A 14,300-nucleotide genomic window follows, 5' to 3' on the forward strand; every position below is an offset into this window, starting at 1 on the left:
TGCTCAGCGCTCCAGCGATATCGTCTGGTAATCCGCACGCTCCCCGGACGGGCCAGGCTGGACGCGCATGTGCGAGGGCCACCAGATCACCATCTTCTGCTCGGTGGACTGCGGGCGTGAGCACGAGTCGCCTTTGCATGTTGGGGTACAAGCGCTGACGAGCAGCGCCGCGCCGATCAGGGTTACGCACAACAATTGATGTCTCATGGTCGAACCTTGTGAAAAGGAGTAATTAAGGTGGGGCGGGGCACGCTGAGGTGTTCATCCTTCACCACCGGACGCATGGCGATAAAAACCTCGGCTTCCTCTCCAGGTTTCAACCAGGCGCGTGGCCACACGGTGACGGCGAGCGTTTGCGAGTTGCTGCACTCTTTTTCATCGACGCGCACATTGCGGTTGAACTGGTTGCGCATCACGACGACCGCGACGTTGTACTCAGGGCCTGCATACCATTGGCTGCGCTCGGTGTTCAGCGCCAGCAAGTCGCGGGGGCTGCACAGCGTGTTCAACCCGAGGGGCATGGGCGCCAACTTGAAGGCCTTGGGCACTTCCCCCGTCACCAGATGCGCCAACGTGCTAATGATGTCGCTACGCTTGATCTCAGGCTGGTGAGGAGCGTTGCGCCTGGCCAATGGTGCAAGAGCCGTCTGCAACTCGGCCTGGTCTGCCTGAGGCAAATAGCGGGACGGATCGGCCTGGTCGCCGATGACGCGTGGGGTGATGATGAACAGGCGTTCACGTCGATTGTTCTGCCGTTCGCTTGAAGAGAACAACGCCTTGCCCAGCAGTGGGATATCGCCCAGCAGCGGCACTTTGTTGTGCCTGTCGGCGCTTTCCGTGACGTGGAATCCGCCCACCACCATTGAGCGCTTTTCCGCCATGACCGCCTGGGTGCTGACGTTACCGCGGCGCACATCGAGGTCTTTGAGGTCACGATTGGGGCTGGACTCGTCGAACATGCCGTCCTCGATATCCACGACCAAGTGAATCTGATGGCTGCCTCGGCTGGTGATGACGCGCGGCACGACCTGTACGCTGGTACCTACGGTGACCGGCAGGATGGTTGCGTTCTGACGACCGGGTGTCAGGTACTGAGTGCGGTTGAAGTCGATCACCGCCGGTTGGTTTTCCAAGGTCAGCACGGAGGGGTTGGACACCATGGTCGCCAGCCCCTTGGCTTCCAGTGCGCGTATATCGGCATAAAAACGGTCGCGGTTTTCGATCGACAATTGTTGCGATGTGCCCGGCGCCAGGCTCGCGCCGCCACGGAAGCGGCTGTTCTGAAACCCCCAGTTCACGCCGAACTCACGCAACTGCGTGCGCTCGATATCCAGAATGATCGTATCGATTTCCACCAATTTTCGCGCCACATCGAGTTGCGCGATCAACTCGCGGTACATGGCTTGGCGCTCTGGTAGGTCATAGATCAGCACCGCGTTATTGCGAATGTCGGCTTCGACACGAATCCGGCTGGTCGGCGCCGGCGCGCGCGGGGTGAGTGTGGCGCCAATATCCATTGGCATGGGCGTGCTGTTGGTACCGAGCGTCTGCCCCAGCAACGGGTTGCTCAAGCGAGGAACATTGGGCACGAGAGGGGCGGGCTGTGAGGCGGGGCGCTGGGCCAACGCCGGGGTTGTCGCGTTGGAGCGTGGCTCCAGTAAGCCCCGCACAATGCTGGAAACACCCGCAATGGTGATCTTCTGGCCGCGGTAATCTACGTGGCGATCCGCTGCATTGGCAAACTTCAGCGGGAAACTCAGCACGCTCTGTTTTTCGTCCACCGAGCGGCGTTGACTGCTGAATTGCTTGATCTGTTCGATATAGCGTCGAGGGCCCGAGACCAGCACGACGCCATCTTCGGGCAACTCACCCCAACCGAAACGGCTATCGAGCAGGCCAATATCGGTGAGGGCCTGCTTGAGGTCGGCAATGGTTTCGGAGGAGACCTCCAGGCGCGCAGACTCCTGTTGGTCCAGAGTACTGATGTAGAGCGTGTTGTTGTACAGGTACCATTGGAAGCGATGTTCTACCCCCAGGCGGTCGAGCAATGACTGCGGGGTGTTAGCGCGTATCTTGCCATTGACGATGCCCTCCAGCAGGCCCTCGATCTGCAATTGTGTACCGAAGGTCCGGGCGAAGTCTTCGAGTACGTCCTGCACAGGCTTGTGCTCGGCTTCATACGCATAGGCAGTGTTTTTCCATTCGGACGGAATGGCGGCCAGCGCGCTGTGCGTTGAAACCAGCAGCCAGGAAAACAGGAGCACGTTCCGCCACTGGGCTCTTTTGGATGAAACACCAGGCGAGTCAAGGCACAAGCGGTTGCCCTTATGGGTCTTGTTAGGCATAGACAGATCTCTGATTAATACGAGCGTGAACGCAGCGGGGTGGGTTTGAGGTTCTGGCCTGGACGAGTAAGGCGCGCAGCGATGGCGCGCCATGTATCGCGTTGGTTGAGCAGAGCCTCGAGGCAACCGAGCACGTGGGCTTCTCCACGATCGGTGTGCAGGCTTTGAATCAACCACAGCGCGCCCGTGTCAGCTTTTTGAGCCAGCGCACCCTGGAAATGGTTCAAGCTGGCGGCGCCCAGACGCATCCACTGCTCCAAGCCTGGGTGCTCTGGTGTAAGGAAACTCAGATGTGCCCCCAGTAATAAGGTGTCGCCCTGGGATCTCAGAGTGATTTCGTCATCGCCTTCAAACAACGAGAGCGGCTCTTGACGGTTTTTCCACCATTTACTGATGAGCACTTTCATTTAAGGAACACTCTCAAATACAGTCTTGAGCAACATGTGGTGAGTTCGGTTGTGTTCCAGATACGCCATCTGGGCAGTTGTAGCCTTGACGGCCAGTTCATAGAACAAATAGGGGTCTTCGCTATTGTCAACTTCCTTGGTTGTTTGTTGGTAAGCCTTACTGGCGGTGTTGCTGTTCTTTAAAAGTTGACGTGAGAGGTCGCTATAAACATCCATGGCGGTTCCTTTTGGATTTTTGAATGTTGGAGAAATCCGATGTATTGAGACGGGTGGGGTTAGATGTCAATCCTGCGTTCTTTGTTGTGGTTGAAAAAAATATCGAGCATCGAGTGCCAACTGATACGAAAGTCTCCTTCGTCTGTTTTCAGTACGAGTGTCTGGAGCTCGAGTGCTTCGTCAGCCTGGAGTTTCCAGAACGGGCTCTTGTGATGGTCGAGATGTTGTTTTATCGCCTCAAGGTCAAGTGGGTGACAAAACAGCGTCGCTTCGATTTCCTGGACTTGGTTGGCCAGCAACTGCTTGAGCAACGCGGCCAGCCGTTGAGGGGGTACTGTCTCGTCAAGCAGACAGCGAATAGCTTGGTTGGTGATTGCTGTCGCGTAGTATTCCAGGTTGTCGCACATTGCCTGGCGATCGCGCTCCCAGCGTTTGAGTTGAGCATCTGCGCGTAGCCAGACCTCCTGCGAGGCATTTTCCAGTAGCGCTTCGCATTTCTTTTCCGCCTGCCGTATCCGCTCATCGGCCTGGGCACTGGCGCGGCTCAATAGCTCCTCGGCTTGTACCCAATTGGCAAGTTCTTCCCGGGGAATCAGGGGGTGCCGCAGCCCTGGTGCGTCCTTGAGTAACTCAATGGCGTATCGGCATAACATCGCTGGTCTCCTTACTCATTCGCGTCAAGCGGCAGGTGGTCACTTGCCAGCGTCGTAACGCGCCAGACGACGGCTTGCCATAGCGTGTTCAGTCGGTTGTTGGTGGTATCGAGCGAAAGGCTATTTTTTTCAACCTCCAGTACGCGTGCACGGGAGAAGCGCAGCCGAAGGCGTTGCCAGATAGCGGGTTCTACCCAGCTATGGAGCAACTGCAATGGCTCTGCGCCAGAGGAGAGCATGTCTGGGGGCAGCGCCTTGGAGAGACGTATGCACCACAGGTGATCGTTGTCGCTCAAAAGGCCTGGGGCTTGAGGATTGAACGTGTCGTGAACCAACGCAAGCGTCATGTTCAGTTGTTCGGTCGAAGCGAGGGCCATGTGAAGTACGGCAGGCTGGGGGCGCGCGGGCAAGCATGTCACCACACCAGTAAGCCCGCTCGGCACCAACCTGCGGCTACGATAAAGCGCGTTAATGGCTTGGTACTTGTCATCCTTCCAGTCTTCATGGGCATAGTCCCAGGGGAACGCCCACCACTGTGCCCAGGCCAGATTTTCGCGCATGGGAGGATTGGGCTCAGGCGTCATGGGCTGGGCCGACCGGTTTGCCTGCCACCGCCGGTTCTTGTACGTGGCGCCGGCGGCGATTGTTCAGGAACAGCGTGGCTGCCACAGCCGCCACCAACCCGAGCAGTGAAATGGTCACGCTGTTTCGCCAAAAACCAAGTTCGCTGTTTGGCACCAAGAAGGGGCCGAAGTACGCCAGGCGCTGTTGTTCCTGATAGGCGGCTGCAGGCACGAAGATCACCGTGAGTTTCTGCGAGTTGTCCACTGCTGTCGTCATGCCCGGGATGCTGCTGGACACCATCCTTCGAACGCGCGCACGGATTTTGTCGGGATCCAGGCGTGGATCATGTTTGATGAATACTGACGCGGATGCGGGTTGGACTGGCTCGCCTGGTGCGATGCGTTCTGGCAGTACCACATGCACACGGGCAACGATAACGCCGTCAATGTTGGATAACGTGGCCTCAAGCTCCTGGGATAAGGCGTAGATGTAGCGTGCCCGTTCTTCCAGCGGCGTTGAAATGACCCCCTCCTTGCGAAAGGTATCGCCCAGCGTGGTCCGCGCTACTCGTGGTAAGCCTGCGGCCTCCAGAGTACGTACTGCGCGTCCAATGTCGGCGGCTTGCACGGCCACGACAACGCCGTCTTTGGCTGGGATTTTTTGGGCGCGAATATGTTTATCTGCCAACTCCGCTACCACTTCATTGGCTTCTTGCTCAGAAAGTTGCCGATGAAGTTCAACGCGGTCGCTGCAACCGTTTAACGTGAATACGAGTAACAGAAGCAGGGCGGCAGACAGAGATTTAATCATGTTCACTATTGCAGGTTACAAATTTTGTCGATGCATTGGCTTGTCTTGCCAACGCTCTTTACCAACAGTTGGGTCGTGAGTGCCACATTAGAGAGTTCGCGCGGGTATTCTCTGAATGCGTCAGCATCCATGCCTTTACTTGAAGATTTCAGCGCACGTGCGAGGCGGTCTTTCATATCTGCGATATGTTTTGATGGTTCCGTGAGCAGGGTCAAACCAGCAGGGATGGCGGCGGTAGGCCTGATGGCTGTCGGGCCATCGAGCATTGACGTGAAAAAACTCGCATCCGCACTAGGTGCTGAAGTGTGCGGTATGACATCCGTGCCATTGCGGGGGGTATTCAGCGTTGAAAATTCAAATTTTTCTATCTGCATATAGGGCCTGCGGTGAGAGTGTTTGAAGCAGGTTCTTGAAAATGGCAGATGCTGCATTGACTACTTGAGTTCATATGACACCCTCCCCGGCTAATGAGCCGGGGAGGTGGTCCTGTTACGAACGAATTTCTTTAGCCGCGGTATACAAGCCCGCGATCAGCCTTGCCTTCATGGTTTCTGCGAAAGTTTTCTCGGCGACTGCTTCTGCGCGTGCAGCCGCAGAGCTACTACCGCCAACATCTCCCGCCGTTTTGGCGATGTCCTCCATGGCTTTGGTGTATATGGTTGCGTTCGAGTTGACACCGGATATACCACTCATAATAAGACTCCCGTTTCGATATTTTGAAAGTTGACTCATTTGTCGCGAGCCACTACCCGCTGAAGTCTGGAACTTTTTGTAACTTGAGCCAGGCTTTGAATACGTGGTTCACGGGGCTCAATCGTTCCAAATATGTCTGTAACAAGATTTTTTATGGTCGGCTTTTCGGAGGCTGGATGCTTAAGTTTTACTGAGTGTTTAGGCGCGCCCTGTGTCATCACGTCAGTGATATGCCCAGTTGTTTCATCCTGTAGTACAGCGTGCGCTTTGCGAGCCCCAGTTCGACCGCGACGGTGTCCACACAATGTTGGTGGCGGTACATTGACTCCTCAATCAGCGCTTTTTCAATTTGTTGAAGACGTGCTTTCAGGCTCATCTGCGTAGGTTGTTTGCTGCATGCAGGCATCGAGAGCGGCGGCAAGCCCAGTACGAACCGTTTCGCCGTCGAGCGTAGCTCCCGCACATTACCCCGCCAGGAGTGGCAGAGCAGCTCATGCAACAGGCCGTCAGACGGCGTTGGCGGAGTACATTTGAACTGGTCCGCCTCTTCCTGAATCATTTGCCGAAACAACGGGATGATCCGTTCGCGCCGATCTCGCAGGGCCGGGAGTTCAATGCTCACGACATTCAGTCGAAAGTAGAGATCACGCCTGAAGGCACCTTGTTCGACCATGATTTGTAGAGATTGCTGGGCCGATGCAATGACGCGCATGTCCACGGAAATCAACCGAGTCGAGCCAAGGCGCTCCACCCCACGGCACTCCAGCACACGCAGCAGCTTGGCTTGCAGGCTCAAGGGCATGCTGTCGATTTCATCGAGGTACAGGGTGCCCAGGTGGGCTGCCTCGACGAAGCCAGCCCTTGATTGTATTGCCCCGGTATAGGCACCGCTGTTGACACCGAACAACTGGCTTTCCGCAAGGCTTTCCGGGATGGCCGCACAGTTCACGGCAACAAAATTACCTCGTCGGCCCGATAAGCGATGAATCCGTTGTGCAAGCGTATCTTTGCCGGTACCCGTCTCTCCTAACAGCAGGATATCAACGTTAAGCGCGGCGGTGTTATTAAGCGTGGTTTCAAGTTCCTGACCCTCGATGAGTGAAACGTCTGTTTTATTATCCTTCTGGACGTAGGCCGACATCGATTGATACTCCCTGTTCGCTATGACTTCACTGTTGGAAGACGGTGTGAAAGCGCCAGCTCAGTAGAGCGCAGATTATAAAAGTTGTCACCCGGTGCAGGGGTAGTTATAGGCCGGAATACTGTAGGAAAATGATTGTAAGTTTGGATTTTAAAAGGTTCTGGTTTTGTGGGTGTAATGTGTTGGGAGGTAAATAGGAAGTTTCTGAGAGGTCGGAGTGTTTTGAGGTAAGTTGGCGGTGGTTTATTAAGCGTGCGGCCACAAAAAAGCCGATGCAATGCATCGGCTTTTAGTCTGGAACTAAGTTTACAGGTGGCGATTACACATTAAAGCGGAAGTGCATCACATCGCCATCTTTAACAATGTAGTCCTTGCCTTCCAGGCGCCATTTACCGGCTTCCTTGGCACCGGCTTCACCCTTGAACTGGATGAAGTCGTTGTAGGCGATCACTTCGGCGCGGATGAAGCCTTTTTCGAAGTCAGTGTGGATCACGCCGGCGGCCTGTGGCGCAGTGGCACCAACCTTGACGGTCCAGGCGCGGACTTCTTCGACACCGGCGGTGAAGTAGGTCTGCAGGTTGAGCATTTCGTAGCCGGCGCGGATCACACGGTTCAGGCCAGGCTCTTCCAGGCCCAGGGCCTCGAGGAACATGTCCTTTTCTTCGCCGTCATCGAGCTCGGCGATTTCCGCTTCGATCTTGTTGCACACCGGAACAACGATGGCGCCTTCTTCGTCGGCAATGGCCTTGACCACGTCGAGCAGCGGGTTGTTCTCGAAGCCGTCTTCGGCAACGTTGGCGATGTACATCACAGGCTTGGTGGTCAGCAGGTGGAAGCCCTTGATCACGGCCTTCTCGTCTGCGCCCATGTTCTTCATCAGGCTGCGCGCTGGCTTGCCTTCGGTGAAGTGCGCGATCAGTTGCTCCAGCAGGCCCTTCTGGACCACTGCATCCTTGTCGCCGCCCTTGGCGTTACGCGCGACTTTCTGCAGTTGCTTCTCGCAGCTGTCGAGGTCGGCGAAGATCAGTTCCAGGTCGATGATCTCGATGTCGCGTTTCGGGTCGACGCTGTTGGAGACGTGAATCACGTTCTCGTCTTCAAAGCAGCGGACCACATGGGCGATGGCATCGGTTTCGCGGATGTTGGCCAGGAACTTGTTGCCCAGGCCTTCACCTTTCGAGGCGCCGGCGACGAGGCCTGCGATGTCGACGAACTCCATGGTGGTCGGCAGGACGCGCTTGGGATTGACGATGGCCGACAGTGCGTCAAGACGCGGGTCCGGCATCGGCACAATGCCGCTGTTGGGTTCGATGGTGCAGAAGGGGAAGTTCTCCGCCGCAATACCGGACTTGGTCAGGGCGTTGAACAGGGTGGATTTGCCGACGTTGGGCAGGCCGACGATGCCGCAATTGAATCCCATGGTGTTTCCCCTCGGTAAGAGTCAGGCCTTCTGGCTGTGCAGGTTTTTCATCGCACGGTTCCATTCACCGGCGAAGATATCCGGCAGCACGCCGAGGGCAAAATCGATGCTGGCATCGAGTTTTTCCTGTTCGGCGCGTGGCGCACGACCCAGGACGAAATTTGAAACCATACTGGCAACGCCTGGGTGGCCAATGCCGAGCCGCAGACGGTAAAAATTATTCTGATTGCCCAACTGCGCGATGATGTCGCGCAGGCCATTGTGCCCACCATGCCCGCCGCCGAGCTTGAGCTTGGCTACGCCGGGTGGCAGGTCCAGTTCGTCATGGGCCACCAGGATTTCTTCGGGTTTGATCCGGAAGAAGCCCGCAAGCGCCGCGACAGCCTGGCCGCTGCGGTTCATGTAGGTGGTGGGAATCAGTAGACGAACATCCTGACCCTGGTGCGAGAAGCGCCCGGTCAGGCCAAAATATTTGCGATCGGCCACCAGATTGATGCCTTGGGCGTGGGCGATACGCTCAACAAAAAGGGCCCCCGCGTTATGCCGGGTCTGTTCGTATTCGGCGCCTGGATTTCCCAGGCCAACGATCAGTTTAATGGCAGTCACGACAGGGGCCCTTCCTTTGGAGTTGTGGATAACATCGCCGTACCCGTGTGCGGCGAAAGTGGACGACACTACATCATTTACTCAAGAGTAAACGCCGCGTTATCGCCCGCTTTCTCGCTACGTTTCGGTCCGCGATGTTTCCTCAAGCTCCGGCAATACAGAGTGAATTACTCTGCAGCGCCTTCTTCAGCTTCTTCTGGAGCAACGCGTGGAGCGTGAACGTTGGCAACCGCTTTGTCATCACCGTGAGCCAGTGCGACAAACTCAACGCCTTTAGGAGCCTTGAGGTCGGACAGGTGAACGATGGCGCCGATTTCCAGAGCCGACAGGTCGACTTCGATGAACTCAGGCAGGTCTTTCGGCAGGCAGGTCACTTCGATTTCGTTCAGGACGTGAGAGATCTCGCCGCCTTTCTTGACCGGAGCTTCTTCACCCACAAAGTGCACAGGCACGATGGCGGTCAGTTTCTGGCCAGCTACAACGCGAACGAAGTCAGCGTGCATGATGAACTGCTTGGAAGGGTGACGCTGCATCGCTTTAACGATGACGTTCTGCTTGGCGCCGTCGACGTTCAGCTCGATAACGTGGCTGTAGGCAGCTTCGTTTTCGAACAGCTTGGCGATTTCCTTGGCCAGGATGGTCACGGATTCAGCAGGCTTGTTACCACCGTAGACAACGGCTGGGATGTTGGCGGCGTGACGCAGGCGGCGGCTCGCACCTTTCCCCAGGTCAGTACGCGCTTGGGCGTTCAGAGTAAATTCGTTCATGTTGTATCTCCAAAATAGCCATCATCGAGGGGCGTTTGCGACCAGCGCCGAACTCGATATGGGCAAAAAAGCCCCGCCCCAGCGGAATGCTGGGGCGGGGCGCTTTTCGTCAGTGAGGTGATCCGTTGGTTTGACCCTTAACGGAACATCGCGCTGATCGATTCTTCATTGCTGATGCGGCGAACCGCTTCGGCAACGACCGGTGCAATATCCAGTTGGCGGATACGTGCACAGGCTTGAGCTGCGGCGGACAACGGGATGGTGTTGGTCACCACCAGTTCGTCCAGCACGGAGTTCTCGATGTTCTCGATCGCTCGGCCCGACAGCACAGGGTGTGTGCAGTAGGCGAAGACTTTTGCCGCACCGTGCTCTTTCAAGGCTTTCGCCGCGTGGCACAGGGTGCCGGCGGTGTCGACCATGTCATCAACCAGAATACAGGTACGCCCTTCGACATCACCGATGATATGCATCACTTCAGAGTGATTGGCTTTCTCACGGCGTTTGTCGATGATCCCGAGGTCCACGCCCAGGGATTTGGCAACAGCCCGTGCACGCACGACGCCACCAATGTCCGGGGACACGATCATCAGGTTTTCAAAGCGCTGGTCTTCGATGTCATCCACCAGAACGGGGGAGCCGTAGATGTTATCTACCGGAATATCGAAGAACCCCTGGATTTGGTCAGCGTGCAGGTCAACCGTGAGCACACGGTCGATACCTACCACGGTCAGCATGTCAGCAACGACTTTCGCGCTGATAGCCACACGTGCGGAACGCGGACGGCGATCCTGACGGGCATAACCAAAGTAAGGGATTACAGCTGTGATTCGAGTCGCTGAGGAGCGGCGGAAGGCATCAGCCATCACGACGAGTTCCATCAGGTTATCGTTGGTCGGAGCGCAGGTCGGCTGAATAATGAAGACGTCTTTACCGCGGACATTTTCATTGATCTCGGCTGTAATTTCACCGTCGGAGAATTTACCGACAGAGATGTCACCGAGAGGGATATGCAGCTGACGTACGACACGCCGAGCCAGATCGGGGTTGGCATTCCCCGTAAAGACCATCATCTTGGACACGCGCAGTACCTAGAGGCTGAGGGTAACCTGGATGAGTATTAGAAAATGGCAGGGGCGGCTGGATTCGAACCAACGCATGGCAGGATCAAAACCTGCTGCCTTACCGCTTGGCGACGCCCCTGTATCTGTTGCAACGAGTGCCTAACACTCGGTTCCTTTTAGAGCAGACTTTGCAGCTTGCGATGCAACATCGAAACGTTGCTTCCCTTTGCTACAAACCCTGTAAGGGTCTCTGTAAGAAGGGCCGAGACTTTATCAGCTTCAGCTTTGCTTGGGAAGCCCCCAAACACACAACTTCCAGTTCCGGTTAATTTTGCTTCGGTAAATTTACCTAACAAATTCAAAGCGTTACGTACCTCTGGATAACGCCTTGCTACAACCGGTAAGCAGTCATTTCGACTGTTTCCCTTGGGAACGGGGCGCACTTTAATGGGAGAAGAGTTACGTGTCAACAACGGATCTGAAAAAATTTCTGCTGTACTTACAGATACTTGCGGCACCAGCACGACATACCAAGGTTCTTCGGGCTCTACAGGGGTGAGTTTCTCCCCAACGCCTTCAGCAAATGCGGCGTGCCCCCGCACGAAAACCGGGACGTCGGCGCCCAGCGTAAGGCCCAGCGCAGCAAGGCGGTCATGGTCCCAGCCCAGTTGCCATAGGTGATTGAGGCCCAGCAAGGTGGTGGCGGCATTTGAGCTGCCACCACCGATACCACCGCCCATGGGCAGGATTTTGTCGATCCAGATATCGATGCCGAGTGTGCAGCCAGAGTGTTCCTGAAGTTTTTTTGCCGCCCGCACAATCAGATTGCTGTCGTGGGGCACGCCGTCGAATTCGGTGTGCAGCTGGATCACGCCATCGTCACGCACCGCAAAGGTCAGCTCATCGCCGTAGTCGAGAAATTGAAACAGCGTCTGCAATTCGTGATAGCCATCTTCACGGCGACCAAGGATGTGCAGCATCAGGTTGAGCTTGGCCGGGGAGGGCAGGGTCAATTTTTGTGCGGACACGTTATTGCCCCAGCTTGCGCGGTTGCCAGTCCTTGATCACCAGTGTGACGTCAAGGTCGGTGCCATGCAGCTTGATACGTTCTGGAAGCCAGTAGCCGCCTTGTTCCACATAGCTCAAATATTCGACCTGCCAGCCATCCTGCTCCAGGGTGGCGAGGCGGCTGTCGCCATTGAGGCTCAGACGGCTCTTGCTGTCCGGCGCCGGCAGGCCGCGCACCCACCAGACCAGATGCGAGACGGGCAACTTCCAGCCGATCTGCTGCTCTAGCAGTTCTTCCGGGGAGGTTGCCTCGTAGCGGCCCTGGTTGGCCACTTCCAGGCTCACTTGCCCCGGCCGGCCAGTCAGGCGGGCTGCGCCACGGCCCAGGGGGCCCGAGAGGCGAATGTCGTAATAGTCCTGGCGTTGCAGCCAGAACAGGGTGCCGCTGCCGGAGTCTTTCGGCGCGCGCACCCCGACCTTGCCCTCGATCTGCCAGCCATCAATGCTGCTGAGCTGGTCCTTGTGTTGTTTCCATTGGGCCGGGTTGCCCTGGCCTTCAACGGATTCACGGCTGCCGATACCCGCGCAACCGGCGAGCAGGGCGATGAAGCTGAAAACAATAACGTGGCGCAAGAACATAAATTTAAAGGGTCTCGGATCCGGTCAGGCGCTTGATGGTGCTGCGCAGGATGGGGCTGTCGGGTTGTTCCTTGAGGAATTTTTCCCAGATTTGTCGGGCTTCGCGCTGCTTGCCATTGGCCCAGAGCACTTCGCCCAGGTGTGCGGCGACTTCCTGGTCCGGGAAACGCTCCAGGGCCTGGCGCAGCAAGCGCTCGGCCTCGTCGAGGTTGCCCAGGCGGTAATTCACCCAGCCCAGGCTGTCGAGCACGGCCGGGTCTTCCGGGTTGAGCTGGTGGGCTTGTTCGATCAGCGCCTTGGCTTCGGCGTAGCGCGTGGTGCGGTCGGACAAGGTATAGCCCAAAGCGTTAAGGGCCATGGCGTTGTCCGGGTCACGCTTGATGATCAGGCGCAGGTCTTTTTCCAGCTGTGCCAGGTCATTGCGTTTTTCCGCCTGCATGGCGCGGGTGTACAGCAGGTTCAAATCGTCGGGGTATTGCAGCAACGCCTGTTGCAATAACTTCCAGGCGCGTTCGCCCTGCTTGTTGGCCGATAAGGTCTCGGCCTGGATCAGGTACAGCTGGATGGCATAGTCCGGCTCGGCATCGCGGGCCGCGGCCAGGCGTTTTTCCGCTTCGTCGGTGCGGCCGTTGCTCATCAGGATATCGGCCTGGCGCAACTGGGCGGGCAGATAATCATTGCCGGGGCCGACCTGGGCGTATTCAAGCAGGGCCGCCTGCGGGTCGTTGCGCTCTTCAGCGATGCGGCCCAGGTTCAGGTGCGCCGAGTCCACGTGGCTGTCACGCTCGATCAGCTCTTGCAGGTAGCCCTTGGCCTCGTCCCAGGCCTTGGCTTCCAGGCATACCAATGCCAGGGAATAACGCAGTTCGTCGTCGTCCGGGTATTGCTGGACGAGGTTGGCGAACTGCACTTTGGCGTCTTCCATACGGTCCTGCTCAACCAGCATGCGTGCATAGGTCAGGAGCAGGCGCTTGTCGCCGGGGTATTTCTTGATGCTTTTTTCCAGCAGCGGAATCGCTTCCTTGCCGCGGTTAAGGCTTTGCAGCAGGCGTGCACGCAACAGGATCGGCGCGATTTCGCCTTCTTCCGGCGGGTTCTGTTCCAGGAGTTTGAGCGCGGCGTCGGCTTCATCGTCCTGTTGCAGCAGCAGGGCCTTGCCGAAAATCAACTGGCTGTTCTTCGGGTGCTTTTGCAGCAGGCGATCAAAACTCTTCATCAGGCCATTGCGCGTGTCCTGGTCGGTGTCGGCGGCCGATAGGGCAAGAAAGTCAAAATGCGTGTCGCCCTTGCCCTGCAAAACCTTCTCCATATAGACCATGGAGTCGTCATAGCGCCCGGCACGCGCCAGTTGCACGGCTGCGGCGCGCTGGGCTTCCAGGTCATCCGGGGCGTTTTTGGCCCAGATCAGCGAGGTGTCCAGCGCTGCCTGGTCGGCGCCCAGGTACTCGGCGATGCGAAACGCTCGCTCGGAAATCCCCGGGTCCTGGGTGTTGATGGCCTGGGTCACGTAATTATCCAGCGCAATATCGAAGCGATTGCGCTGGCCGGCCAGTTCAGCGGTCAGCAGGCTGTAGATCGTTTCTTCACTGAACGAGGAATAAACCTTGGGCTTTTCAGGGGCGGGAGTGCTGTCTTCCACCGGCGACGTAGCGTCCGGCGACACGGGGGCCATGGCCTGGCAGCCGCTGAGGAAGACAAAAGCGAGGAGCAACGCGGAAGATCTATTCATATAGGAAGAGGACGACTAACCTGCGGTCGGATCATCATGACACAAGCCTTCGGCCAAACATAACCGGGGCACTCGGAATACGACTATTGCTGCCTTTTGCCTTTCCTTTGTAGGAGCGAGCCTGCTCGCGAAAATCGTCAACGATAACGCGGGACGCCTGGCGCTCAGCGGCGCTCTCAGGTTTTTCGCGAGCAAGCTCGCTCCTACAAAAGTGCATTGATAGGCACAAGGTATAGGGACA

General features: G+C 57.0%; 17 protein-coding genes and 1 tRNA gene. All 18 read right to left on the reverse strand.

Features of this window, described 5'->3' with window-relative positions; translation table 11 throughout:
• Positions 1-3: 3 nt before the first annotated feature.
• The gene (gene hrpT / locus MF6394_RS29345) at positions 4-207 is read right to left on the reverse strand and encodes an HrpT family type III secretion system protein (RefSeq protein WP_044271377.1); all 204 of its coding nucleotides are present in this window, start codon (positions 205-207) and stop codon (positions 4-6) included.
• The gene (sctC, locus tag MF6394_RS29350) at positions 204-2,345 is read right to left on the reverse strand and encodes a type III secretion system outer membrane ring subunit SctC (RefSeq protein WP_078468088.1); all 2,142 of its coding nucleotides are present in this window, start codon (positions 2,343-2,345) and stop codon (positions 204-206) included. Before sctC ends, hrpT begins: the two co-directional genes overlap by 4 nt.
• 14 nt (positions 2,346-2,359) lie before the next feature.
• Positions 2,360-2,752, reverse strand: a complete 393-nt coding sequence (locus tag MF6394_RS29355; RefSeq protein ID WP_078468089.1) for a type III secretion protein — start codon at positions 2,750-2,752, stop codon at positions 2,360-2,362.
• Positions 2,753-2,968: a hypothetical protein gene (locus tag MF6394_RS29360; protein ID WP_044271382.1), complete on the reverse strand. Its 216-nt coding sequence runs from the start codon at positions 2,966-2,968 to the stop codon at positions 2,753-2,755.
• 59 nt (positions 2,969-3,027) lie between these two features.
• On the reverse strand, positions 3,028-3,621 hold the full coding sequence (sctL, locus tag MF6394_RS29365; protein WP_069557894.1) for a type III secretion system stator protein SctL: 594 nt from the start codon (positions 3,619-3,621) through the stop codon (positions 3,028-3,030).
• Positions 3,622-3,632: 11 nt separating this feature from the next.
• Positions 3,633-4,181 (reverse strand): hypothetical protein, encoded by a 549-nt coding sequence (locus tag MF6394_RS29370; protein ID WP_047712540.1) that lies wholly within the window; start codon positions 4,179-4,181, stop codon positions 3,633-3,635.
• Positions 4,182-4,194: 13 nt separating this feature from the next.
• Positions 4,195-4,995 (reverse strand): type III secretion system inner membrane ring lipoprotein SctJ, encoded by an 801-nt coding sequence (sctJ, locus tag MF6394_RS29375; RefSeq protein ID WP_078468090.1) that lies wholly within the window; start codon positions 4,993-4,995, stop codon positions 4,195-4,197.
• Positions 4,996-5,000: 5 nt separating this feature from the next.
• On the reverse strand, positions 5,001-5,369 hold the full coding sequence (locus MF6394_RS34845) for an EscI/YscI/HrpB family type III secretion system inner rod protein (protein ID WP_047712541.1): 369 nt from the start codon (positions 5,367-5,369) through the stop codon (positions 5,001-5,003).
• A gap of 115 nt (positions 5,370-5,484) precedes the next feature.
• A complete protein-coding gene (locus MF6394_RS29385; protein ID WP_047712542.1) occupies positions 5,485-5,688 on the reverse strand; it encodes a hypothetical protein in 204 nt (67 codons plus the stop codon).
• A gap of 217 nt (positions 5,689-5,905) precedes the next feature.
• Positions 5,906-6,829, reverse strand: coding sequence for a sigma 54-interacting transcriptional regulator (locus MF6394_RS29390; protein ID WP_047712543.1), 924 nt, complete (start codon positions 6,827-6,829; stop codon positions 5,906-5,908).
• Positions 6,830-7,148: 319 nt separating this feature from the next.
• Positions 7,149-8,249: a redox-regulated ATPase YchF gene (ychF, locus tag MF6394_RS29395; RefSeq protein ID WP_044271395.1), complete on the reverse strand. Its 1,101-nt coding sequence runs from the start codon at positions 8,247-8,249 to the stop codon at positions 7,149-7,151.
• 21 nt (positions 8,250-8,270) lie between these two features.
• Positions 8,271-8,855 carry an aminoacyl-tRNA hydrolase gene (pth, locus tag MF6394_RS29400; protein WP_003188350.1) on the reverse strand — a complete coding sequence of 195 codons (585 nt, stop codon included), beginning with the start codon at positions 8,853-8,855 and terminating at the stop codon, positions 8,271-8,273.
• Positions 8,856-9,022: 167 nt separating this feature from the next.
• Positions 9,023-9,622 (reverse strand): 50S ribosomal protein L25/general stress protein Ctc, encoded by a 600-nt coding sequence (locus tag MF6394_RS29405; protein WP_003188351.1) that lies wholly within the window; start codon positions 9,620-9,622, stop codon positions 9,023-9,025.
• A 137-nt stretch (positions 9,623-9,759) separates the two neighbouring features.
• Positions 9,760-10,701, reverse strand: coding sequence for a ribose-phosphate pyrophosphokinase (locus MF6394_RS29410; protein ID WP_003171603.1), 942 nt, complete (start codon positions 10,699-10,701; stop codon positions 9,760-9,762).
• A 46-nt stretch (positions 10,702-10,747) separates the two neighbouring features.
• A tRNA-Gln gene (locus MF6394_RS29415) sits at positions 10,748-10,822 on the reverse strand.
• A 37-nt stretch (positions 10,823-10,859) separates the two neighbouring features.
• A complete protein-coding gene (gene ispE, locus MF6394_RS29420) occupies positions 10,860-11,663 on the reverse strand; it encodes a 4-(cytidine 5'-diphospho)-2-C-methyl-D-erythritol kinase (protein WP_153475606.1) in 804 nt (267 codons plus the stop codon).
• A gap of 49 nt (positions 11,664-11,712) precedes the next feature.
• Positions 11,713-12,330, reverse strand: coding sequence for a lipoprotein insertase outer membrane protein LolB (lolB, locus tag MF6394_RS29425; RefSeq protein ID WP_044271399.1), 618 nt, complete (start codon positions 12,328-12,330; stop codon positions 11,713-11,715).
• 4 nt (positions 12,331-12,334) lie between these two features.
• Positions 12,335-14,059 carry a tetratricopeptide repeat protein gene (locus MF6394_RS29430; protein WP_044271401.1) on the reverse strand — a complete coding sequence of 575 codons (1,725 nt, stop codon included), beginning with the start codon at positions 14,057-14,059 and terminating at the stop codon, positions 12,335-12,337.
• Between the last annotated feature and the right edge of the window lie 241 nt (positions 14,060-14,300).

Origin of the sequence: Pseudomonas sp. MF6394, from assembly GCF_002018845.1 — a bacterium.
Lineage (GTDB): Bacteria > Pseudomonadota > Gammaproteobacteria > Pseudomonadales > Pseudomonadaceae > Aquipseudomonas > Aquipseudomonas lactis.